The sequence below is a fragment of the Variovorax sp. 05T418 genome, assembly GCF_056396385.1.
The window spans coordinates 16296-37095 of sequence record NZ_JBFTLJ010000001.1; the positions used below are offsets into that span (position 1 = coordinate 16296).

Annotated in this window: 17 protein-coding genes and 1 pseudogene; 4 read left to right on the top strand and 14 right to left on the bottom strand. The window is 67.3% G+C overall.

Annotation, left to right across the window (positions count from 1 at the left end; translation table 11 throughout):
- Nucleotides 1-99 precede the first annotated feature (99 nt).
- The 6 genes from AC1DMS_RS00090 to AC1DMS_RS00115 form a co-directional block, all read right to left on the bottom strand.
- Entirely contained in the window at nucleotides 100-1152 is a 1053-nt protein-coding gene (locus tag AC1DMS_RS00090) for a TrbL/VirB6 family protein (protein WP_015865868.1), read from the bottom strand.
- Between the two features lie 267 nt (nucleotides 1153-1419).
- Nucleotides 1420-2154: a TrbJ/VirB5 family protein gene (locus AC1DMS_RS00095; protein ID WP_015865867.1), complete on the bottom strand. Its 735-nt coding sequence runs from the start codon at nucleotides 2152-2154 to the stop codon at nucleotides 1420-1422.
- Nucleotides 2147-4654, bottom strand: a complete 2508-nt coding sequence (locus AC1DMS_RS00100; RefSeq protein WP_015865866.1) for a VirB4 family type IV secretion/conjugal transfer ATPase — start codon at nucleotides 4652-4654, stop codon at nucleotides 2147-2149. The genes AC1DMS_RS00095 and AC1DMS_RS00100 overlap by 8 nt, the downstream gene beginning before the upstream one ends.
- Nucleotides 4655-4668: 14 nt before the next feature.
- The gene (locus tag AC1DMS_RS00105; RefSeq protein ID WP_015865865.1) at nucleotides 4669-5037 is read right to left on the bottom strand and encodes a VirB3 family type IV secretion system protein; all 369 of its coding nucleotides are present in this window, start codon (nucleotides 5035-5037) and stop codon (nucleotides 4669-4671) included.
- Between the two features lie 12 nt (nucleotides 5038-5049).
- On the bottom strand, nucleotides 5050-5382 hold the full coding sequence (locus AC1DMS_RS00110) for a TrbC/VirB2 family protein (RefSeq protein ID WP_015865864.1): 333 nt from the start codon (nucleotides 5380-5382) through the stop codon (nucleotides 5050-5052).
- On the bottom strand, nucleotides 5379-5948 hold the full coding sequence (locus AC1DMS_RS00115) for a hypothetical protein (protein WP_478079949.1): 570 nt from the start codon (nucleotides 5946-5948) through the stop codon (nucleotides 5379-5381). The genes AC1DMS_RS00110 and AC1DMS_RS00115 overlap by 4 nt, the downstream gene beginning before the upstream one ends.
- 245 nt (nucleotides 5949-6193) lie before the next feature.
- On the opposite strand from AC1DMS_RS00115, the gene AC1DMS_RS00120 reads away from it, so the two are divergent.
- Together AC1DMS_RS00120 and AC1DMS_RS00125 are read left to right on the top strand one after the other, a co-directional pair.
- Nucleotides 6194-6982 (top strand): ParA family protein, encoded by a 789-nt coding sequence (locus AC1DMS_RS00120; protein ID WP_015865862.1) that lies wholly within the window; start codon nucleotides 6194-6196, stop codon nucleotides 6980-6982.
- Nucleotides 6979-7878, top strand: coding sequence for a ParB/RepB/Spo0J family partition protein (locus tag AC1DMS_RS00125; protein ID WP_015865861.1), 900 nt, complete (start codon nucleotides 6979-6981; stop codon nucleotides 7876-7878). The genes AC1DMS_RS00120 and AC1DMS_RS00125 overlap by 4 nt, the downstream gene beginning before the upstream one ends.
- 54 nt (nucleotides 7879-7932) lie before the next feature.
- Here the strand turns inward: AC1DMS_RS00125 and AC1DMS_RS00130 are convergent, their stop codons facing one another.
- Nucleotides 7933-8916, bottom strand: coding sequence for a helix-turn-helix domain-containing protein (locus tag AC1DMS_RS00130; RefSeq protein ID WP_015865860.1), 984 nt, complete (start codon nucleotides 8914-8916; stop codon nucleotides 7933-7935).
- Nucleotides 8917-9225: 309 nt separating this feature from the next.
- Here AC1DMS_RS00130 and AC1DMS_RS00135 point away from each other — a divergent pair, with 309 nt between their 5' ends.
- Entirely contained in the window at nucleotides 9226-9933 is a 708-nt protein-coding gene (locus AC1DMS_RS00135; RefSeq protein ID WP_478079812.1) for an autoinducer binding domain-containing protein, read from the top strand.
- Here the strand turns inward: AC1DMS_RS00135 and AC1DMS_RS00140 are convergent.
- The 4 genes from AC1DMS_RS00140 to AC1DMS_RS00155 all read right to left on the bottom strand — a co-directional run bounded on the left by AC1DMS_RS00140 (nucleotide 9910) and on the right by AC1DMS_RS00155 (nucleotide 14686).
- On the bottom strand, nucleotides 9910-10572 hold the full coding sequence (locus AC1DMS_RS00140; RefSeq protein ID WP_478079811.1) for an acyl-homoserine-lactone synthase: 663 nt from the start codon (nucleotides 10570-10572) through the stop codon (nucleotides 9910-9912). The two genes, AC1DMS_RS00135 and AC1DMS_RS00140, sit on opposite strands and share 24 nt — an antisense overlap.
- Nucleotides 10573-10759: 187 nt before the next feature.
- A complete protein-coding gene (locus AC1DMS_RS00145) occupies nucleotides 10760-11623 on the bottom strand; it encodes a DMT family transporter (RefSeq protein WP_478079810.1) in 864 nt (287 codons plus the stop codon).
- Nucleotides 11616-13814: an aminodeoxychorismate synthase component I gene (gene pabB / locus AC1DMS_RS00150; protein ID WP_478083536.1), complete on the bottom strand. Its 2199-nt coding sequence runs from the start codon at nucleotides 13812-13814 to the stop codon at nucleotides 11616-11618. The genes AC1DMS_RS00145 and pabB overlap by 8 nt, the downstream gene beginning before the upstream one ends.
- Before the next feature lie 353 nt (nucleotides 13815-14167).
- Entirely contained in the window at nucleotides 14168-14686 is a 519-nt protein-coding gene (locus tag AC1DMS_RS00155; protein ID WP_015865855.1) for an Lrp/AsnC family transcriptional regulator, read from the bottom strand.
- A gap of 92 nt (nucleotides 14687-14778) precedes the next feature.
- Between AC1DMS_RS00155 and AC1DMS_RS00160 the strand changes: the two genes are divergently transcribed.
- Complete coding sequence (locus tag AC1DMS_RS00160; protein ID WP_015865854.1) at nucleotides 14779-18375, top strand: indolepyruvate ferredoxin oxidoreductase family protein; 3597 nt, start codon at nucleotides 14779-14781, stop codon at nucleotides 18373-18375.
- 385 nt (nucleotides 18376-18760) lie between these two features.
- Here AC1DMS_RS00160 and AC1DMS_RS00165 read toward each other — a convergent pair.
- The 3 genes and pseudogenes from AC1DMS_RS00165 to AC1DMS_RS00175 form a co-directional block, all read right to left on the bottom strand.
- Nucleotides 18761-18926 (bottom strand): annotated as a pseudogene (locus AC1DMS_RS00165) (type II toxin-antitoxin system VapB family antitoxin); the annotation flags it as partial.
- 167 nt (nucleotides 18927-19093) lie between these two features.
- Nucleotides 19094-19783 carry an RraA family protein gene (locus tag AC1DMS_RS00170; protein ID WP_015865852.1) on the bottom strand — a complete coding sequence of 230 codons (690 nt, stop codon included), beginning with the start codon at nucleotides 19781-19783 and terminating at the stop codon, nucleotides 19094-19096.
- Nucleotides 19784-19793: 10 nt separating this feature from the next.
- The gene (locus tag AC1DMS_RS00175) at nucleotides 19794-20786 is read right to left on the bottom strand and encodes a tripartite tricarboxylate transporter substrate binding protein (RefSeq protein ID WP_015865851.1); all 993 of its coding nucleotides are present in this window, start codon (nucleotides 20784-20786) and stop codon (nucleotides 19794-19796) included.
- Nucleotides 20787-20800 lie beyond the last annotated feature (14 nt).

Genomic DNA, 20800 nt, shown 5'->3' on the forward strand with positions numbered 1-20800 from the left:
GCAGTCCGGCGGTGCGGGTGAGCGAGTGCCACATGCCGCTGTCAGGAGAAGGGTAAGCAGAGAAAGGATGATCGAAGGTTTCATCTGCACACCCCACCGCTAGCGACTGCGTGAGAGGCTCGGCATGACCTGCTCTCTGGAAAGCACGGTGCCACCGCGGCGGGTGGCGCCGACACTTGCAATTGAGGCCACACCCGCGCCGATGCGATTGCCCGCGAGCCGGCGGAACGAGTCCCAGCGGCTGCCCGGCTCTCGCCGCAGGCCGTCCAGTACGCCGCGTCCGAACTCGTAGCTGGTGCGCTTGGCGCTTCCAAGTCCCCAACGGAGCGCTCCACTGACGACGCTATAGGTGCTCAGCGCAACACCGCTCGCAAGTCCCGCAGCGATTGACGTAACCTGTCGCATCACTAGGAAAACGAGGGCTGAGGCAACGCACACCCGTACACTCGCCGCGATCGTTATCCCTGCGCCTGACGCCGCGGCGCCAGCCGCATAGGCCCTTACCATATTGAGAAGTAGCGACGCTGCGAATAGAGTGAGGACCGCGACAAGTGCGTAGTTTGCTAGTTGTGCAATCCAGGATTCAAAAAATCGCTTCGTTGCATCAAAAAATAGCAAGGCGATGAAGATCGGGCCTAAGGCTAGCAAGATCGCAACGGCGACCTTTGACAATCCAAGCAAGAAAGCGGTTACGACGACGGTTAGGCCGAGTAGCAGGTAGACCAGAAATCCGGCGATGTAGAACGCAAAGTCACTGTCAAGCACACTTCCCTTCTTAAGCAATTGTTCAGCGATTGTCGTTCCATCAAGCCAGACCTGATCAATCACACTTACGACTGTCGACGCACCAATGACTGACGCCGCCAATTGCTCAGGAGCTCGATAGAAACTATCCGCAATGACTTGGTTGTAGGTCCACAGCCGAAGTCCTGCGCCAAGAACAATTGCCACGGTGAAGATTCGCTTGACTCCCTCCCACATCGGCTCTTGGATTCGTCCGGAAAGGCTGAGATAACCCCAGATCATTACGTAGACGGCTGCGAGCGTCACGGCGGCGGGTTCGATTGCGGATGCAACTCGTGCTGAGTGCGTGCCGATGTAGTCAGCAAGCTGGCTATCGAGCCAAGAAAAGAATTGCGCAAAGAATCCCATGATGTGAAACCTGCTATCGGGCGGCGCCCTGCGGGATAGGAATTGGCTTCAGGTCTTGCGTGTTTCCGATGCCATCACGCTTTCGCTGAGTCAGCGCGCCATCAATTTCCTTTGGTGCTGAAGTCTGAGGAATGGGTGCGTGCCGCAGGTCTGACGGGACCTGCTTTTCGGTCCGATGCTGAATGAGTAGGTATGGTCCGCCCACTGCCGCCGCGACGACGATGATTACAGTAGGTATCCAAGTGCTCTTGCTCATGTGAGTTTCGTCTAGTAGTCGACAGCGGGGAGCGATCGCATAGAACCTATGCCCGAGGCAGCTTGTTCTCGCGCGCGCTGTTTGCGCATGAGCTCCTCAGAATGAGCGACTTGATAAAGGCTCTGCAGCTTCGTTTGCTCATTGGTGAGCATGTTCTGCTCGGCCTGGATTCTTGCCTGCAGGTCCTGGATCGCCTTGGGATCCTGTGCGGAAGCGATGCGGTCGATCAGCAGTTGCAGGGCCGAGAAGCGCTGGCTGGTGTTCTGGTACGCGTTCTGGGTCATTCCGTTGAGCAGCGCTGCCGATTGCCGTCCTTGCTCGACGACCTGGCGCAACTCCGGACTCAGCCCCTCCAACTGGGTTCCCGAGAGGACGCTGTTGGCTTTCATGATCGACTGGACTTGGCTGGCCAGCCCGGCATAACTGGCCGACGAGCCGTTGAGCGTGCCCATCAGTTCGCCATAGCTGGGAGGCAGGTAGTTGCGTGCGAGGTCCGGGGTCGGCAGCAGCTGCTCCATGCCTCGGCTTCCCGTCATGGCGTTGTGGGTCCGGGTCAGCTGGTCCTTCGATTCCTTCAGCTGGTCGTACTGCTTCTGCATCCCGGAGATTTGCTGCTGCCAGTACATGACCTGCTGTATCAGGTTGGCGACGGCCGTGATGTCGATCACCGGGATCCCGGCTTTCGCGTGCGGCGGTGCGAGCGAGGCTGTGGCCGCGAGGAAGAGGGCAACAAGGAATCTACGCATGGGAGATCTCCTGGTGTGAGGGTGAACGGGAAGGGTTGTTCGCAAGCGCCCTGCGGAAAGACGGCAGCCATTGGGCGGGATCCGGTCCGCAGATCGCGATGAGTTCACGCATGAGGCGGACGTTGCCGGTGCGCCCGGAGATGACGTGCAAGGCGTCGTCGAATCCATGGAGATCGAGCTGCGCGACCACGCTGACATGGTTCTGCTTGATAAGGAACTGGCGAGAGCCAGGCTCGATCTCCTGCTTGATCAGCGCGAACTCCCGGTCGGTCAGGTTGAAGCCCCGGGTGTATTCGTCGTAGTCCGCCTCCGGATTGGGGAACAGGATCTTCGTCGGCGTCTGCTCGACGATCGCGCGGGCAATGCCGGAATCGAGCACGTGGCTGGTGCTTTGGGTGAACGTGGCGATATTCGCGTTCTTCTTGCGCCAGGTCTCCAGGCCGTTCTTGGCGAACTTCGCGAAGGCCGGATCGCTCAACAGCTTGGCGAACTCGTCCATCCAGCACACCAGCGGGCGGCCGTCCACCATCCGGTTCACGAGATGAAAGAGGTACAGGGTCAGCGGGGCGCGCACGACCTCGTTGTCCAGGAAGTCGGTCACATCGAAGCCCACGAGGGCGTGCCGGGCAAGCAGCGGGGCCACGTGGTCGTGCTCGTTGTCGAAGACCCAGGCATAGTCGCCGTGCTCCGAGGCGCACCACCGCCGAAGGCGCGCGTGCATCCCCTCCGGATCCGTGATGTCGAGGAAGGCGGCGAGCCGGGACAGGCGCCTGAAAGAGCGCTCGAGCTTCAGGGTGCCGCGCAGTGCCTGGTCGAGATCGTCTTCCTGCCGGACGGTCAGGGTCTCGCCCGGCGTGCGCATCACGAGGCGCCTGAGCCAGTGCCGCATGAACTCGACGTTGTCGGCGATCGAATCGTCGAGCTGCAACGGATTGCAGCCGGTGGGTGCCCCGTTCTTGAGTGGGAGGTACTGGCCGCCCAGGGCCCGCACCAGGATATGCAGCCCTTCATCCTTGTCGAAGACCACTTGTGTGGCGTCGAGGCGATTGCAGATCGCCACCATGCAGAAGCCCAGCAGCGTGGTCTTGCCGGTCCCGACCGGTCCCACGCCCGTGATGTGTCCGACATCGCGGCGGCTGCCGCCGTCCCGGCTGCGCGGGTCGCTCGCATGCAGCGAGAAGTAGTAGGGCGAGCCCGCGCGCGTGGTGAACATGGTCAGCGCATCGCCCCAGTAGTTGCCCGTTGCCCGGCCGGTCGGGAAATTGTGGAAGGGCGACATGGCGGCGAAGTTGCGGCTGGTGACGGGCGCCTTGCGGCTGCGGTAGCCGAAGTTTCCCGGCAGCTGCGCCCAGAAGGCCGCCTCCAGCGCGAGGTCCTCGCGGGCCACCACCATTCCCGCGTCGCCCAGCAGGTAGCGGGCGCGGGCGACGTTGTCGTTGAGTTGCTTCAGACGGGGCCGGCCCTCGGCCTCGCTGAGGCCGTCGTAGGTGTCGGCCAGCACATGCAGGCTGAAATGGTGGTCGCCCACCACGAAGCGATTGCTCATCAGGTCGTCCAGTGCGTCCTTGAGTTCCTCGGCCTGCGAGACTGCGAGGTCACCGGCGGCGGCCATCCGGTGATGCTGGCGGCTCATCATGTCGGTGGCCGTGCTCTTGGCCAGGAAGGTGAAGCTTTGCGTGAGCACGAAGGGGAAAGGTGCGGTCAGCAGGGCGCTGAACATGCCCGGCGCGGTGGGCGTGGGGTATTCCTTGATGCCGAGGAAGGCGCCAATGCGGGTCTGGGTGCCGGCCCGGTATTCCATGGCCTCGTTGCCGAAGAAGGGCCGGGTGGTGGCCAGGACCTCGTTGAGGGGGGCGCGCGGCAGCGGCATGCGCTGCCACTCCCCGTTGACGAGCAGGCCGTGGAATTCCACGAGGGAGGAAAAAAGCCCGTCGTTCCCCTGCAGCCGATAGATGCCCAGTGCTTCGGGGTCGTAGCGTTCCAGGGCGGCGAGCAGTTCCTGGCGCAGCTTGCTGCAGGCGTCCAGCGCATCGCGCAGCTCCGCCCGCGCACCCTCCGGGTCCGCGCGCTTGAACAGCCGCAATGCGGCGTTGCCGATGCGGGTGGGCTGCGGCCGGAAGACGACCGACAGGTACAGTTCATTGACCATCAGCCGTTCGCCAGCCATCTTGCGGCGATAGCGCTGCTCGATCTCGTCGGCGAAGCCGGGCGTCGTCCGCCCGGCCGGATAGGCCATCTCGCGGCGGCGGATCACGTGGGTCCAGAGCGCCAGGTTGGGCGACGCGATGTTGCGCAGCAGGACATTGAGGCGCTCATGCCAGCTGTTGATGTCCTCGTCGTCCGCGCTTTCGAAGCTCGTGCCGGCCAGGCGGAGTGTCTGCACATAGTCTCCGGCACGTGTCAGGGCCACATGCTCGTCCACATGCGCCGAAAGCGGAATCATGGTCGCGGCGCCGGCTTCGCGGCGCAGCGCGTGCTCGGGGCGTGAGAGCAGCTTCATGGCGGGGAACGGCGTCAGACCAAGGTCACGGGCGGCGTGCGCATGCGGCGATGCCCTCGCCAGTCAGGCATGTCCAGCGCCAGGGGACTGTACGAGTTCGCACGCCAGAACCGCAGATTGCCGCCGAGCATGGCCGGCAGGCGCGTGCGGCCCCAGAGCTGCAGCAGATCGAAGAAGCGCGGCTCGTACAGGCAGACCAGGTAGAGCACGCCGTGGATCGGTACGAAGGCCAGCAGCCACGCGAGGCTCTTGGTCACGATGAACGACTCGGTCGTGACGACGATGTTGAACATCATGGCCGAGTAGGTGACGCCCCAGACCATCGAGGGCCGCGTCATGCCGACGAACAGGGGGTTCGCGGCAATGCCCTGATTGCGACTCATGGACCGCTCCCTTCAGACCCCGAACAGGCCCCGGATCCAGGACACGATCTGCGGGCCGCCGAAGACCAGCACGGTGCCGATCACGACCGCGACCATCCACCACCAGCTCAGACGCCCGAACCAGGCCATGGCGCCGGAGACCATCACGGCGACGGCGGCCAGCGGCGTCAGGATGGCGACGAGTTGCTGCTGGGTCGCGTTCGCACCGGTCGCGAACGGGCTCCCCGCCCAGGCGACCTCGGTGGGGGCGGCGGCGATGAGCCAGGCGATGAGCAGCCATCCGATCCATCTGACATGGATGCCGGCTGCCGTTGCGGGCCGGATGTGGATCGAGCATGCGGTCATGGCGTTACTCCGTTGGGCTTGGGGGCTGATTCCGCGGGCGCTTGCACAGGTGGAGACGCAAGAGAAAGTGAAGCAGGCGATTCAATGCGCCGGCCGCTGCCGTAGACGTCCCACCACGGTGCCGGCACCACGCGCTTGCCAGCGGCGGAAGGGTGCTTGGCGGCCTGAACGGCCATGGGCCTGACCGCCGTAGCCTGGGCAGCGGCATGAGTGGCCGAAGCGATCTCCCGCCGGAGGGCCGCGATGTCGCCGAGCGTGCGGTCGCGCTGTTCCTCGGCCTCGGTCGCTGCCTTCAGGTCGGATGCTGCGAGCCGCTCGGCCTTGCGGCGCAAGAGACCTTCCAATTGCGCTTCCGACTTCCTGAGCTCCTCGCGAAGGATCTCGATGCGGTCGTTGTCGCGCGCCGCCTGCGGCTGTGGTCCGAGGCCCTGCGATGCGCTGGACCGCGCTTGTGCCCACAAGGGGCACGCGTGTGCCATCAAGCCGGCGAACATGAGCATGGAAAGCCAGGCTGAGCGTCGGCCTTCATCGGTCGCATGCCAGCGTTGAGTGTCGTTTGCTTGCATGGAGCGCAATGTCCGCCTCTGCCCGTGCGTGTGTCGACTATTGTTTTTGACAGTGGTGTCGCAAAGCGCGAGGCGGCGATATTTCGTGGGCGACGCGGCAGGGCGGTTTGCTCGTGGGCCAGTGAGGCGGCTCCGCCGCTGTGGGGGGGACGAGCCGCTGTTGCAAGTTGCAGCGGCTGCCCCCGAAGGTGCGCCGCTCGGGTGTGATGGACGCGCGTCCCGCGCCGAAGCCTGAGGAGCAAGTCATGGGCAACGTGGTCATCTTCGGCAACCAGAAGGGCGGCGTCGGCAAGTCCACGCTGGCGGTGCTGTACGCATGCTGGCTGGCCGATGTGCGACGCCGGTCGGTGTGCGTGATCGATCTGGACGCGCAGGCGAACAGCTCGAAATCACTGAATCAGTCCTCGGCAATCGCCGAAGCGGTGGAACTGTTCGGTCCGGATCTGGGTCCGATCGCCCCGCCGCGTGAGCGGACCATTGCGCTGGCGGCGGGCAGCAGAAGGCTGGCCGACGTCGAACTCGCGAGGGCGGACCTCGTGATTCCTTTGTTCCGCGGGAATGTGAGGCGCCTGGCGCAGGATTTCGACGCGGTCGTGATCGACACGCCCCCGGCGCTGGGCTTGCGCATGAGCGCGGCGCTGATTGCCGGCCATGCGGTGGCGTGTCCGATCGAGCTGGAGGAGTACAGCATCGACGGCGTCGCCGACATGCTCCGGACCGTCTTCGGGGTCAGGCGGCGCTACAACCCGCAACTGCGGATGGCGGCCATCGTGCTGAACCGGTTCAATCCGCATTCGCTGCGGCAGAAAGCCGCGATGCAGGACCTGGCCTTGAACTTCCGGGAGTTCGTGATACCGGCGCGGATCTCGACCCGTTCGGCCATTCCCGAGGCGCTGGCCGCGGGAGTGCCCGTGTGGCGGCTGCCCAAGAGCGCGGCACGCGAGGCGAGCCTCGAGGTGATGCGGGTGTTCGAGTTGCTGCAGCAACGCATCGAGGGCTCGGACGCGCCGATGCCGGCGGATACGCAGGCATGAAGGCGCCCGACGGCCTGGACCTGAGTGCGTTGTCGCAGTTCAGGGCGGCCGATCTGCTCACGGGCGAAGCCGCCCCTGCGGGCCCGGGCGCACCGACGCAGGTGGCGCTCGAACGCATCGACTTCGACCCCGACCAGCCGCGCCGCCGCATGCGGGGCGAACGCATCGAGGAACTCGCCGAATCGATCCGCGAGCATGGCGTGCTGGAGCCGGTGTCCCTGCGCTGCCATCCCGAGCACGCGGACCGGTACATCGTCAACCGCGGCGAGCGCAGGGTGCGCGCGGCGCGCCGGGCCGGCCTGTCCTGCGTTCCGGCGTTCGTGGACGCGCGGGTCGATCCCTTCGCGCAGGCAGCGGAGAACCTGCACCGCGAGGACATGTCGCCATTCGATCTGGCCGTCTTCATCGCGGAGCGGGAAGGAGAAGGCCATTCGCGCGCCGAGATCGCGCGCCGGCTGGGCAAGCCGCGTTCCTTCATCACCGAGGCCGCGCGGCTCAACGAGGCACCCCCGCAGTTGCGCGAAGCGGTGGAGGAAGGGCGGCTCGGCGCGGATGTGCGGGTGCTCTACCAGTTGGTGGCCGTCGCGCGAGAGCGCCCGCAGGAACTCCAGGAACTGATCGCGCGGGGCGGCCCGAACGGACGTGGCCGGACCAGGAGTCGCCCGCAATCGCTCGGGCCCGCCGGCGGCTCGGCGGCGGCGCCGCCCGGAAACGGGATTCCGAGGGTCATCAGCGGCGGCCGCACGGTGCTGGTGGTCGAGCATGGTGGACGGCGCGGGTCCTTGCGCATCAAGGCGAAGGACGGCAACGTTGGCGAGGTCCGCTTCGGCGACGGCACGCGCGCCCTGCTGCCGCTGGCGGAGCTGCGGCTGGTGTGCTGGGCCACGGAGGAATAGCAACGCCGGCGCTGGCCAGCGCGGCTCGACACCCGGTGATGGGACAGGGTCCTGCTAGGCCGCGCCGGCAGCTTTCATCGCCGCGTGGCGGCGCCGGTATTCGCGCGGCGTCATCTGCAGGTCGCGAACGAAGGCTCTTCGCATCACCTCCTGGGATCCGTAGCCGCACTGCGCGGCGATGGCTTTGAGGGGGCGTGTGCTCGTCTCGAGCAGGCGACGGGCGGCGCCGAGGCGGATCTGCTGAACGCCACGCCCGGGCGAGAGACCCGTCGCGCGTTCGTAGAAACGCGCGAAGGAGCGCGTGGACATGTGAACCTCCTGTGCCAATCGGGCGACGCTGAGCTTCTCCTGCAGATGTGCCGCGATCCACTGGTGCAGCACGCCGATGCGCGCGTCGGGCGCGGGCGCCTCGAGCGGCAAGCGGCGACGGCGTGACATGCCGCAGCGACGGCCGCGTGGTCCGGGCATGCGCAACGCAAGCGTCTCCACGAACGCGGCGCCCCGGTCCTCCTCGATCCAGGACAGCGCCAGATCGGCGCCCTGGCCCGGGTCGATCACGCGCCAGCTGCGCGTTCTCATGCCGGCCGCGAACAGGTCCGGTCCCTGCCCGCCACAGCGCAGCGCCGGCGGTGCGGTGCGCCCCTGTCGCCGCACGACGCGGGCCTCCGGCACAGGCGGCAGCAATGCCTCGGCGCCCAGCACGGCGCAGCGGCTCAGACGCCGCCGGTTCCTGGAGAGCCATTCGCGCAGGCGCTGCACGCCTGTCGCCCCGACCGCGCCCGGAACAGGTTCGCCGGTGATGAAGAGCGTGCTCGCCCGCCCGGCCAGCCGGTGCGGCAAGGCACCCGTCGACAGTGCCACACCGCTTGAACTCAGGGTTTGGCCGCCTGCGGCGGAGGCCAGCCGAACATCGTAGCCGGCGAGCTTGTTGTTGCGCGTCCGGCGCAAGGAGGCATTGGCGGCTTTGAAGACCTCGAGCATGCGGATGACGTCGAGAAGAAGGAAGCCGGGAAGCAGCAGGAGCCAGACCTTGTGCATCGTGAGAAGCCAACGTAGGGGGATCGATCCGCAATCTCCCGACCCTGGGCCGCACCGCGCCAGTGCGCGACGGCAGGCTCGCGAAATTGGCAGAAATGGTGGTGAATTTTGCCTCCGGGCCCCGCGAGGCGCTCCTAGACTGTCGCCCCCGTGCCTCCATCACGCGCTGAACGACCGCCACGCGCACGCCGCGGGCAGGCGCAGCACGGGTCGGTGCAGGCGGCTTGGCCGCCTGCCGGGCTGCGCCGCGGCAATGTCGACCGCGTCCGCGAATAAGGTGGGGGCGCCGACGACGCAGGAAGTGCACCTATGAACGAGTGGACCCAAGACGTTCTCGGTCGGTTGGACGAGGCCAGCGAGCCATCCCAGGTGCTCGCGCAGGTCAGCGTGGCAGCCAGGCAGCTCGGTTTCGAGCACTGCGCCTACGGGCTGCGCACCCTCGTGCCCTTCACCCGGCCGAAGACTTTGATGTTCAGCACCTACGATGAGCGATGGAGCCGCCGCTACATCAGTGCCGGATATCTCCAGGTGGATCCCACGGTCGCCCACGGCGTGCACAGCGGGACGCCCGTGATCTGGAGCAACGAAGTCTTCCGGGACGCGCCGCAGATGTGGGACGAAGCGCGCTCCTTCGGCCTGCGCGTCGGCTGGGCGCAATCGGTCTTCGAGCCCGACGCACGGGTCGGGATGCTGTCGCTTGCCCGCTCGAGCGAACCGCTGACGGCTGCGGAGATGCGCGCCAAGGACCTCCTGTTCCAGGGGCTGGTGAATAAGGCCCACCGCGCGTTCTGCCGGCTCCTGGGCGGCCCGCTCGCGGGGATCGAACCGCTGACGAAGCGGCAGGTGGAGGTGCTGCGCTGGACGGGCGACGGCAAGACGAGCGACGAAATCGCGGCCATCCTCTGCATCTCGAAGCCCACGGTCGATTTCCATCTGAGGAACGCAATGGCGAGATTGGGTGCCGCCACCAAGAGCTCGGCGGCGGCGTCGGCTTCACGTCTCGGACTCCTGAACTGAACGGGTGGCAGCGGCCCCTTCGCCCGCAGGTCGGCGGGCGACTCGGCCGAGCCCGTCGGCATGGCGGGCCTGGCGCGGACACCAGCTTTTGTCCACGTCGATGAGGCAGGCGAACAGAAGCTGGCCGTCGACCCGCACTGGTGGTGCCGCGCGGTGCGCGGACAGGCCCGTGCGGCGCAGGATGCGCTCGATGCCCAGGGGCGAGGCGCTGATGAGCCGTCGTCCGCCCTCCTTGGCGACAGTCCGCATCGCGGCGCTCAGCATGTCCAGCGCGAGCGACCATCCATGCGGATCCCCGCCGATCCCGAGCCGCGTGCCGTCGCCGGCGGCGAATCGCGACAGTTCCCAGATATCGGGCGAGCACGGGGCCGGCGTGTCGCCGAGCAGCTGCGGGAAGAGGCTGGCCAGAAGATAGGGCCGGTGCGTGGGCAACAGGCGGCTCGTGCCGATGATCTCGCCGTCCGGATTGCGTGCGATCAGATAGACAGTGTCCTTCCGGTCGAATTCGTCGAGTTCCAGCCGGCCGCGCGTATGGAGCTTCCAGCCCAGTTTCTCGACGAAAATCTCGTGCCGGTAGCGTGCCATGTCGAACAGCACGTCCGCCGAGAAAGTATCGATCGTTCCCGCAATGATCTCCATGAGGTCACCTCGTTGAATGAGGCCGCATTACAGCCTGATGACACACACCGGGGACACTGTCAGAGTTGATAGGGCCGGCGGTTGGCGGCCTTCGTTTTTTTGGGGCGGTCGCCCTCGCAGACTGCTGTCGTGGGGCAGATCGGTTGTCGGGGCCGTCGCGCCGCAGGCGAGAGCCGAGGCGGTTCACTCACGGACGGCGCGCCGCCCGGATGGTGAAGGCACCGGCCGCGACAATCAGGACCACGCCGGCGGCGGCTTCGAGGCGCGGCATGTCGCCCCAGATCGCGTATCCCAACAGCAACGCCCAGAGGATCAGGCTGTAGCGAAAGGGCGTGACGACCGAGAGATCGACGCCGCGGCAGGCCACGATGAGCGCGTAGTTGCCCAGTGCCGCACAACCCGCCGCTGCCGCGAGCATGCCGAGCTCGTGGCGCGTGAGCGGCGCCCAGCGTTCCACGAGCCCCAGCAGCAGGCCTGCCAGACATACGGCGAGCGTGGTCGCCACGGCGATGACCGACGACGGGACCGTGGCGGGAATGCGCCGCGTCACCAGGTCGCGCGCGGCCAGCGAAGCGGCACATAGCAATGCGCAGGCGAGGCCGGCCGCAGGGACCTCGGACCGCGCAGACGGCTGGATCACCAGCAGGACGCCGGCGAATCCCGCCACGGTGGCGAGCAGCCGGCCTCCGTGCCAAGGCTCCCATCGCAGCGCCATTGCAGTGGCGGCAATCATCAGCGGCGCGGTCATCATGAGCGTGCTGACCGTGGCGAGCGGCGCGAGCGACAGGGCGACGACGGAGCTGAGGGCGGTCGTGATCTCGAGCCCGCATCGCACGCCGACGATCGGCCGCAATGCCGTGCGCCAGCCAGCGCGCGTCCCGCGGGCGAGGGCCAGGACAAAGAGGGTGGCGAAGGCGCCGCGCACGGCCAGGACCTGGCAGGGCGGGAGGCTCTGCGCTGTCAGCTTCACGAAGACATCGTTGAGCACGTAGCAGCCCATGGCCACCAGCATGAGCAGGATTCCGCGGCGGTTGGCCGCTGCGCTAGCCATTGCCGGACGCAGGTGGTGACCGCGTAGAAGGGCTTTGCGGAATCTCGGGCGCGGACGGCGGCTCGAGGGGCCCCGGAACACCGGGATCGCCCGCGGCACTGGCATCCGGCGCCATCCCCGGCCGCGGACCGAGCGGTGCGCCGCAACGCCTGAGGACGTCCCACAGCGCCTGCGCCTTCAGAACGATCTCCTCGACCTCGGCGTCCGGATCGGACATGGCGACGATGGCGCCTCCGGCGCCGATGGAGACGCGGCCGTTGGCCGACACCAGGGTGCGGATCACGATGTTGAGCTGCGCTGCGCCGTTGAGCGATAGGTAGCCGATGCTGCCCGAGTAGATGCCGCGGGCCGCCGCCTCGAGTTCGTCCAAGATCTTCATCGTGCGCACCTTCGGCGCACCCGTCATGGAGCCGCCGGGGAACGCGGCGCGGATGCAGTCGACCGCTCCGAGGTCCGCGCGCAGCCGCCCCCGGATCGTGCTGACCAGCTGGTGCACGGTGGCATAGGTCTCGACCGCGAACAGGCTCGGCACGTGAACGCTGTCGATCTCGCAGACCCGGTTGAGGTCGTTGCGCAGCAAGTCGACGATCATCAGGTTCTCCGCGCGGGTCTTCTCGTCGGCGACCATGGCGTCCGCGATCGCCTGGTCCTCGGCCGGCGTCGCGCCGCGCGCCGCGGTGCCCTTGATGGGCTTCGATTCCACATCGCCGGCGCTGGAGATGTGCAGGAAGAGTTCGGGCGAGGCGCACAGCACGGCATAGCCGCCGATGCGCAGGTAGGCCGCATAGGGGGCAGGGTTGTGCCTGCGCAGGATCCGGTAGATCTCCAGCGGATGGACGCGCCCTTCGCCGACCAGTTGGTTCGTGAGGCAGACCTCGTAGGTCTCGCCCTGCAGGATCTCGTGCTGGCAGCGCAGGATCAGCTCCCGGTAGATCGCGAGGTCGATCCGCCAGGCCAATGGTTGCAGATCGCGGGCCGCGGCCGCGCTGTCGTCCGGCGCGGTCGCCGGTGCGCCTGCCAGCCGCGCGCGCATGGTCTGCATCCAGCGGCGATTCTCATTGGACGGCACGGCCTCATCCAAGCAGACGATCCAGACCTGTTGCTCGGCGTGATCGAAGGCGAGGAAGCGATCGGCGAGGATCCACATCGCGTCCGGGGTGTCTGCGTCGTGGGCATGCGTGCCGTCCAGCTCCCGCTTGAGCTCATAGCCGAAGTAGCCCACGAAGCCGCACGCGAAGTCGAAGGGGAGCGGGGGACCCGCAGGCGGCTGGCCCGGCAGGTGGTCGCGCAGGTAGTCGAAGATGCTCTCGTCGCGCACCTGGACGACGTCGCCCCGGCGCACCATCAGTTCGCGCGGGGCGGTGCGGTAGTTCAGCACCTGGGCACGCGGGCCGCTCGCGTCGCCCATGAAGGAAAAGCGCGCCCGCCCGGGCTCGGCGAGGCTGCTGTCCAGCCAGAAAACGCAGTCGCGCTGTGCGAACGTGCGCATGAACACGGCCTCGGCATCGGCTGCGGTGTCGATGCACTCCGCGTGCAGCGACAACGCCTGCGGGCCTTCGAAACGCAGCGCGGGTCCGAAGCGATCCCGTGCCTCGCGCCGGGGCGTCTGTGCGAGCCACTCCAGCGTCAGGTCCCTGAAGTTGCGCAGCAGCCGTGCGCCGAATTCGGTGCAGATCGACTCCGGATGGAACTGCACCCCCCACCAGGGCAGGGAGACGTGACGCAGTCCCATCAATGTGCCGTCGGACGTCCAGGCGAGCGGCTCCAGGGATGAGGGCAGCTGCGTGACTGCGAGCGAGTGGTAGCGCACCGCCTCGAAGCGGTCCGGGATGCCGGCGAAGAGATCGCGCTGCGCGTGCGAGATGCGGTCCAGGCGTCCGTGCATCGGGCGCACCGCCAGGTCGACACGGGCGCCGCAATGGTGGGCGATGGCCTGGTGGCCCAGGCACACACCGAGCACGGGTTTGCGCGAACGCTGCAGTGCGTCCGCCGAGATGCCGAGGTCGGCGCGCCGCTGCGGACGTCCGGGGCCCGGCGAGATCACGATGTTGTCGAAGTGCATGCGCTCGACCTCGTCCCAGTGCATCTCGTTGTTGCGCAGCACGATCGGGGCCTCGCCGTTGCAGGCCGCCAGGTACTGGTAGAGGTTGTAGGTGAACGAGTCGTAGTTGTCGATCAACAGCGTGCGCATGGAAGGCTCCTCGGCGGAAGGCGGGCCCATGCATCGTTGAAGAATCGAACGGTTGTCGCCACTGCGCAATGTGCTAGTTGCGCAGGCCGACAGCGCCTGTGCAAGCAGCGCGTTCGCCGCCTGCATGTCCGGGTCGTGCGCTTTTCTGGGATGTTCCGGTCCATGCGCCGGCCTTCTGAGGAGAGGAGGGCGAGCGTCAGGGGCCCTGCAGCTTGGGCGTCGACACCGTAGGAATGCGCGGGCCGGGTGGGCGACTGGCGGTCTTGTGCAGGCGCGAGTTCAGATGCTCCGCTGCCAAAGCCCGTGATGAGCCGATGCGCAACGGCGTTGCGCTTGCCGGCCGAGCACGCCGCCTAGCGCCGCGAAGCCCCCGGTCCCGCCTTCGCGCCGAGCAGGTGGCCCAGCGGCAGCGCTACCTCCGACTTGATCTCGCGCAGCACGATGCTCGAGCGCACGTGCGTCACGCCCGGCAGGCTGAAGAGCACCTCGTGCAGAAAGCGCTCGTAATGCTTCATGTCCGGCACGGTCACGTGGAGGATGTAGTCCGCGGGCCCGGTGGCCGACACGCATCGGATGATCTGCGGGCTCGCGGCCACCACCTCCTCGAAGCGCTGCACCATCGCCTCGCTGTGGCGGTCGAGGTTCACCTCGGCCACGGCCGAGACGTGCAGGCCCACCAATTCGGGGTCGACACGCGTGGTGTAGCCGCGGATCACGCCGGCGGCCTCCATCTCCTTGATGCGCTTCCAGCAGGGCGTGGGCGAGAGCCCGACGGCCTCGGAAATCTGCTGCACGGTTTGCCGCCCGTCATGCTGCAGCGCAGAAAGGATCTTGAGGCAATGCTCGTCAAGAGAAACAGGATCAACGTTCATCGCGGTTCCCGAGAGGATTCTTCTTCAAACAAGGGTCTGCGCGAGTGTATTGAAGAAACACTTACTCGGGGTGCGGCAGAACAATTCCGGGCATGAACGCCCCCCACAAGACGACCTCACTCCAGCGGCCCGGCTACCAGCTTTCCGACAACCTCTGGGCCGATGCCGGCGCCGTCTTCATCACCGGCACGCAGGCGCTGATCCGCATCCTGGCGATGCAGAAACAGCGCGACGCGGCGCGCGGCCTGCACACGCAGGGCTTCGTCAGCGGCTACCGCGGCTCACCGCTGGGCATGGTCGACCAGGCCATTTGGAAGGCCGGCGACCGCTTCAAGGAGGCCGGCATCCGCTTCGTGCCCGCGGTGAACGAGGAGCTCGCGGCCACGCAGGTGCTCGGCACGCAGCGTGTGGAGTCCGACCCCGAGCGCACGGTCGACGGCGTCTATGCGATGTGGTACGGCAAGGGGCCGGGCGTGGACCGCGCGGGCGACGCGCTCAAGCACGGCAATGCCTACGGCTCGTCGCCGCACGGCGGCGTACTGGTGGTGGCGGGCGACGACCACGGCTGCGTGTCGTCGTCGATGCCGCACCAGAGCGACCATGCCTTCATGGCATGGCGCATGCCGGTGATGCAGCCCGCGAGCGTGGCCGAGTACCTGGAGTTCGGCCTGTATGGCTACGAGCTGTCACGCTATTCGGGCGCGTGGGTCGGCATGGCGGCGTTGTCCGAGATCGTCGAGAGCGCCGGCACGGTGGATCTCGGTGCGGTGAACGCGCGCGTGTCCGCCTGGGAAGACGCCGATGCCGTGCGCGCCGCCACCGGCCACCGCCCGCCGGCGGACGGCCTGCACTACCGCTGGCCCGACCTGCCGTCGCTGCGCATCGAGTCGCGGCTGGAGGACAAGCTCGCGGCCGTGGCCGCGTTCGCGCGGCGCAACAGCATCGACCGCCACGTCATCGTGAGCCCGCACGCCAGGGTGGGCATCGTCACCTGCGGCAAGGCGCACCACGACCTGATGGAGGTGCTGCGGCGCCTGGAACTCTCGCCCGCGCAGCTCGCGCGCGCCGGCGTGCGGCTCTACAAGGTGGGGCTGAGTTTTCCGGTCGAGCAGACGCGCCTGAAGGACTTCGCGCGCGGGCTCGACGAGATCCTCGTCGTGGAAGAGAAGGGGGCGGTGGTCGAGACGCAGCTGCGCGACATCTTCTACAACGCCCCCGCCGACGCGCGCCCGGTGCTCGTGGGCAAGCACGACCGCGAAGGCCAGCCGCTGGTGTCCGCGCTCGGCGAGCTGCGCCCCTCGCGCCTCATCGAGCTGGTCGCGCACTGGCTGGCCGCGCACTTTCCCGACAACCGCGACCTGGGCGACCATCTGCAGCATGTGCGCGACTTCACGCCGCCCGAGCTGCTGGGCAATGCGAGCGATGCGGTCAAACGCCTGCCGTACTTCTGCGCCGGCTGCCCGCACAACACCAGCACCAAGGTGCCCGAAGGATCGACGGCGCGCGCGGGCATCGGCTGCCACTTCATGGCCAACTGGATGGACCGCAGCACAGCCGGCCTCATCCAGATGGGCGGCGAGGGCGTCGACTGGATCTCGCACGCGATGTTCACGAAGACGCAACATGTGTTCCAGAACCTCGGCGACGGCACCTACTACCACTCGGGCTACCTGGCGATCCGCCAGGCCGTCGCGGCCAAGGCGACGCTCACCTACAAGATCCTGTTCAACGACGCGGTCGCGATGACCGGCGGCCAGCCGGTCGACGGGGTCATCAGCGTGGATGCGATCGCGCGGCAGGTGGAGTCGGAAGGCGTCACCAAGGTGGTGGTCGTGAGCGATGCCATCGGCAAGTACGGCGCCATCAAGAACCGCTTTCCGCACGGCACCGAATTCCATGACCGCGCAGCGCTCGACGAGGTGCAGCGCCGCCTGCGCGAAATGACCGGCGTGACCGTGCTGATCTACGAACAGACCTGCGCCGCTGAGAAGCGCCGCCGTCGCAAGAAGGGCGAGCTGGCCGACCCGCCCAAGCGCCTCTACATCAACGAGGCCGTGTGTGAAGGCTGCGGCGACTGCACCGTGCAGAGCAACTGCGTGGCCGTGCTCCCGCACGAAACCCCGATGGGCCGCAAGCGCAAGATCGACCAGACCAGCTGCAACAAGGACTATTCCTGCGCCAAGGGCTTCTGCCCGAGCTTCGTGGGCGTCGCCGGCGGCAAGCTGCGGCGCAAGAGCGGGGCGCTGGCGGTCGGGCGCGATGCCTTCCTGCACCGCGTGGGCGCGCTCGCGCACCCCGCGCCGCACGCATGGACCGGCCCCTACGACCTGCTCGTGACCGGCGTGGGCGGCACTGGCGTGGTGACGGTGGGCGCGGTCATCGCGATGGCCGCGCACCTGGAGGGCAAGTCGGCCAGCGTGCTCGACTTCATGGGTTTCGCGCAGAAGGGCGGCTCGGTGCTGAGCTTCGTGCGGCTGGCCGATGCACCCGAGCGGCTGAACCAGGTGCGCATCGACACGCAGCAGGCCGACGCCATCCTGGCGTGCGACGTGGTGGTGGGTGCCTCGGCCGACGCGCTGCAGACCGTGCGGCACGGGCGCACGCGTGTGCTCGCGAACATCCACGAGATTCCGGTGGCCGAGTCGCTGCGCAACCCCGATGCCGAGCTGCACGTGGACCTGCTGCTCGAGAAGATGCGCTTCGTCGCGGGCGAGGCACAGGTCGAAACCTTCGACGCGCAGAGCCTGGCCGAGGAGTTCCTCGGCGACACGCTGGCCGCGAACATCGTCGCGACCGGCTATGCGTGGCAGCGCGGCTTGGTGCCGCTGAGCCTGGAGGCGCTGATGCACGCGATCGAACTCAACGGCGTGGCCGTGGCGGCCAACCAGTCGGCGTTCTCGCTGGGCCGGCTCGCGGCGGGCGACCCCGCCGCGCTCGATCAGTTGCGGGCGGCGCCCCTGCAAGCGCAGCAAGCCGACGAGCGCCCGCTGGACGCGCTGCTCGCCGATGGGTGCCAGCATCTCACCGGCTACCAGAACGCCGCATGGGCGCAGCGCTTCGAAAAGCGCGTGCGCACGCTGCAGGCGGCTGAATCCGCGCTGCCGGGCGGCGATGCGCGGCTGCCCTTCACGCGCAACGCGGCGCGCAGCCTCCTGAAGCTCATGAGCTACAAGGACGAGTACGAGGTCGCACGCCTCTACACCGACGACGCATTCCTGCGGAAGCTCAAGGACCAGTTCGAAGGCGACCTCCAGCTCGAGTTCCACATGGCCCCGCCGCTGCTTTCGCGCGCCGGGCACGGTCAGCGGCCCGTCAAGATCCGCCTGGGCGCGTGGATGCTGCCGGCGATGAAGTGGCTGGCCCACGGCAAGCGGCTGCGCGGCACGAAGTTCGACCTGTTCGGCTACACGCAGGAGCGCCGGACGGAGCGCGCGATGATCGTCCAGTTTGACCATCTGCTCGATGAACTGGTCGCCGAGCTTTCACCGGCGAACCAGCAGCTCGCCGCGCAGATCGCGGCGCTGCCGCTCTCGGTCCGCGGCTTCGGCCATGTGAAGATGGCCAACCTTGCGCTTGCCACCGAACGCGAGGCGGAGCTGCTGCACCGCTTCGCGCCGCAGCGCTATCCCCGGCCGGAGAAGAAGGCGCAGGCGGGCCATTTCAAGGGGATCGCCGTCGTGTCTCAATGATTGCGGGTCGAACGCAGCAGGGCGCACCATGGTTGGCTCGGTCATGCTAGATACTGAGCGCGGCTTGTCGGCAGCGGCGAGGCTCTGCCGGCACGCGGCTGTGCCAACGTTCGGCGCATCTCGATGCGGATGGTAAAAGGCGGCACGCGCGAGCGCAGGCTCAACGTTCGACCGGGCGGTGGGCCGCTGCAAATCGCTGTGCCAAGTCGCCCAGGCGTCTGTCCAAGGTCCACAACTCGGCCCCTGGAGTCATGAGCGTGGATGCCAGCAGAGTCAGGTTGACGAGCCCGTACCCCCATCCAAAGAGGCGTTCCTTCTCGATCAGGACGAGCACCTCTCGCCAGTTCGCCTGCTGCATCTGCGGCAGGTGCTGGAAATAGACGGGCATCTTGGGCGCACGCCGCCCGAGGGCTGCAAGTCGCTTGGCCGCTTGCACCCTCACGAAGGTCTTGATCGCTTCCCTAAAGAGGTCCGATTTGTCCATGCCGGGGTCCGCAACTGCAAGCGCTTCCTCGTAGAGAGCGTCTTCCCATGGTGACAGTAGTTCTCATGAATTTCCGTCATCAAAATCGATGCTTCCGACGGCGCATGCTGTGGCTCGCGCTTGGGCAATGCCGATCGATGCGGCACTCGACAGGGAGGTTGAAGACCATTCGCTGCCGGGTTCAAGGGCGATGCGGGTCGTGGCATCGGCTGCCGAACGTTCCCCTGCGCTTTGCTAGAGCGTCTCGTTCTCTCTAAGTACACCTGCGCTGCGCAGCGCGGAGTCCAGCCACTTGGCGGCTGTGTTGCCCTTCTTGATTGCCTCGATCCGCACGGCCTCGTCCTCGACCTTCCTGCCTGCGGCCTCGAGAAGCGCTTCCACTCTTTCGCGTTCGATGACGACCACGCCGTCGGCATCGCCAACCACGAGGTCGCCGGAGCGAACGGTCACGCCGCCGACAGACACGGAGTGCCCGATCCGGCCTGAAGCCAGCTTGGTCGGGCCGTTGGGATTGGTCCCGACCGAAAAGACGGGAAAGTCCATCTCGTCGATCTCCAGGCTGTCGCGCACCGCGCCGTCGACCACCACGCCGGCGATGCCGACCTGCCGGCAGGCGTTCATCATGATGGTGCCCATGAGGGCAGCGGTCTGGTCGCCCTTGCCGTCGATCACCAGCACGTCGCCCGGCCTGGCCAGCGCAATGGCGGCGTGGATCATCAGGTTGTCGCCCGGCCGCACTTCGACCGTGAGCGCGCTGCCGGCCAGCTTCATGCGGTGGCGCAGGGCCGCGATGCGGCCGTGCAGGGCGCCGCGGCGGCCTGCGACGTCGGCCAGGATGGCGGGCTGGAACGCCGAGGCCTGCGCGACCAGGTCGGGGGAAATGCGAGGGAAGTCGCGCACGATATCGGGGGAGGGGCTCTTCATGTCGCTGTTCTCATTCGGCCTTGACGTCGGCGTCCTTCACCACGCGGCCCCACTTGCGCTTGTCGGCGGCCAGGAACGCACGGAACTGCTCGGGCGTGCTGCCCACGGGTTCCAGGCCGTCGGCGGCGAGCCGCTTGGCGATCTCGGGCATCGCGAGCACCTTGGCGACTTCGCGCTGGATGCGCTCGACGACGGCGGGCGGCGTATTTTTGGCCGCACAGATGCCCGCCCAGGTCACGGGTTCGAAGTCGGGAATGCCGGCTTCCGTCACGGTCGGAATATCGGGGAACGCCGCCAGCCGGCGCGAACTGGCCACCGCCAGCGCGCGCAGCTTGCCCGAACGCGCGTACTGCATCGAGCTCACGGGCTGGTCGAAGATCATCGAGACCTGACCCGCCAGCAGGTCCGTCATCGCCTGGCCGGTTCCCTTGTAGGCCACGTGAACGATGTCGATGCCCGCGCGCGTTTTCAGCATCTCGCCCGCCAGGTGGCCGCCCGTTGCGGTTCCGGAAGAAGCGAAGTTGAGTTCGCCCGGCTTCTGCCTGGCGTAGGCGACGAGCTCCTTGACGCTGGTCACCGGCAGCGTCGAGTTGACCATCAGCATGTAGGGCGCGTTGGTGACCTGCGTGACCGGCACGATGTCCTTCTCGGGGTCGAAGGGCATGCTTTTCAGAACGTGCGGCTGGATCGACAGGGTTCCGGTGGTGCACATCAGCAGGGTGTGTCCGTCCGCAGGCGCCGTGAGCATGGCCGAGACCGCGATGTTGCCGCCGGCGCCGGGCCGGTTGTCGACCAGCACTTGCGCGCCGAGCCCCTCGGCCAGCTTCGGTGCGATCAGGCGTGCCACGACGTCGTTGGAGCCGCCGGGCGAGAAGCCGACCAGGATCTTCACCGGCTTCGACGGAAAGGGATCGGCCGCGAACGCATGGGCGGCGCACAGCCAGGCGGTGCCGGCGACGAGCCACGGCAGGAGGAGTTTGGGAGGAAGCGATCGGACGTTCATGGCTGTTCCTGGTT

Coding starts and splice junctions, on each gene's coding strand:
- AC1DMS_RS00125 (WP_015865861.1), top strand. CDS start 6,979: ATGAAGGCGCCCGACGGCCTGGACCTGAGTGCGTTGTCGCAGTTCAGG.
- AC1DMS_RS00095 (WP_015865867.1), bottom strand. CDS start 2,154: ATGCGTAGATTCCTTGTTGCCCTCTTCCTCGCGGCCACAGCCTCGCTC.
- AC1DMS_RS00135 (WP_478079812.1), top strand. CDS start 9,226: ATGAACGAGTGGACCCAAGACGTTCTCGGTCGGTTGGACGAGGCCAGC.
- AC1DMS_RS00120 (WP_015865862.1), top strand. CDS start 6,194: ATGGGCAACGTGGTCATCTTCGGCAACCAGAAGGGCGGCGTCGGCAAG.
- AC1DMS_RS00155 (WP_015865855.1), bottom strand. CDS start 14,686: ATGAACGTTGATCCTGTTTCTCTTGACGAGCATTGCCTCAAGATCCTT.
- AC1DMS_RS00170 (WP_015865852.1), bottom strand. CDS start 19,783: ATGAAGAGCCCCTCCCCCGATATCGTGCGCGACTTCCCTCGCATTTCC.
- AC1DMS_RS00140 (WP_478079811.1), bottom strand. CDS start 10,572: ATGGAGATCATTGCGGGAACGATCGATACTTTCTCGGCGGACGTGCTG.
- AC1DMS_RS00100 (WP_015865866.1), bottom strand. CDS start 4,654: ATGAAGCTGCTCTCACGCCCCGAGCACGCGCTGCGCCGCGAAGCCGGC.
- pabB (WP_478083536.1), bottom strand. CDS start 13,814: ATGCGCACGCTGTTGATCGACAACTACGACTCGTTCACCTACAACCTC.
- AC1DMS_RS00175 (WP_015865851.1), bottom strand. CDS start 20,786: ATGAACGTCCGATCGCTTCCTCCCAAACTCCTCCTGCCGTGGCTCGTC.
- AC1DMS_RS00105 (WP_015865865.1), bottom strand. CDS start 5,037: ATGAGTCGCAATCAGGGCATTGCCGCGAACCCCCTGTTCGTCGGCATG.
- AC1DMS_RS00115 (WP_478079949.1), bottom strand. CDS start 5,948: ATGCAAGCAAACGACACTCAACGCTGGCATGCGACCGATGAAGGCCGA.
- AC1DMS_RS00160 (WP_015865854.1), top strand. CDS start 14,779: ATGAACGCCCCCCACAAGACGACCTCACTCCAGCGGCCCGGCTACCAG.
- AC1DMS_RS00090 (WP_015865868.1), bottom strand. CDS start 1,152: ATGGGATTCTTTGCGCAATTCTTTTCTTGGCTCGATAGCCAGCTTGCT.
- AC1DMS_RS00130 (WP_015865860.1), bottom strand. CDS start 8,916: ATGCACAAGGTCTGGCTCCTGCTGCTTCCCGGCTTCCTTCTTCTCGAC.
- AC1DMS_RS00145 (WP_478079810.1), bottom strand. CDS start 11,623: ATGGCTAGCGCAGCGGCCAACCGCCGCGGAATCCTGCTCATGCTGGTG.
- AC1DMS_RS00110 (WP_015865864.1), bottom strand. CDS start 5,382: ATGACCGCATGCTCGATCCACATCCGGCCCGCAACGGCAGCCGGCATC.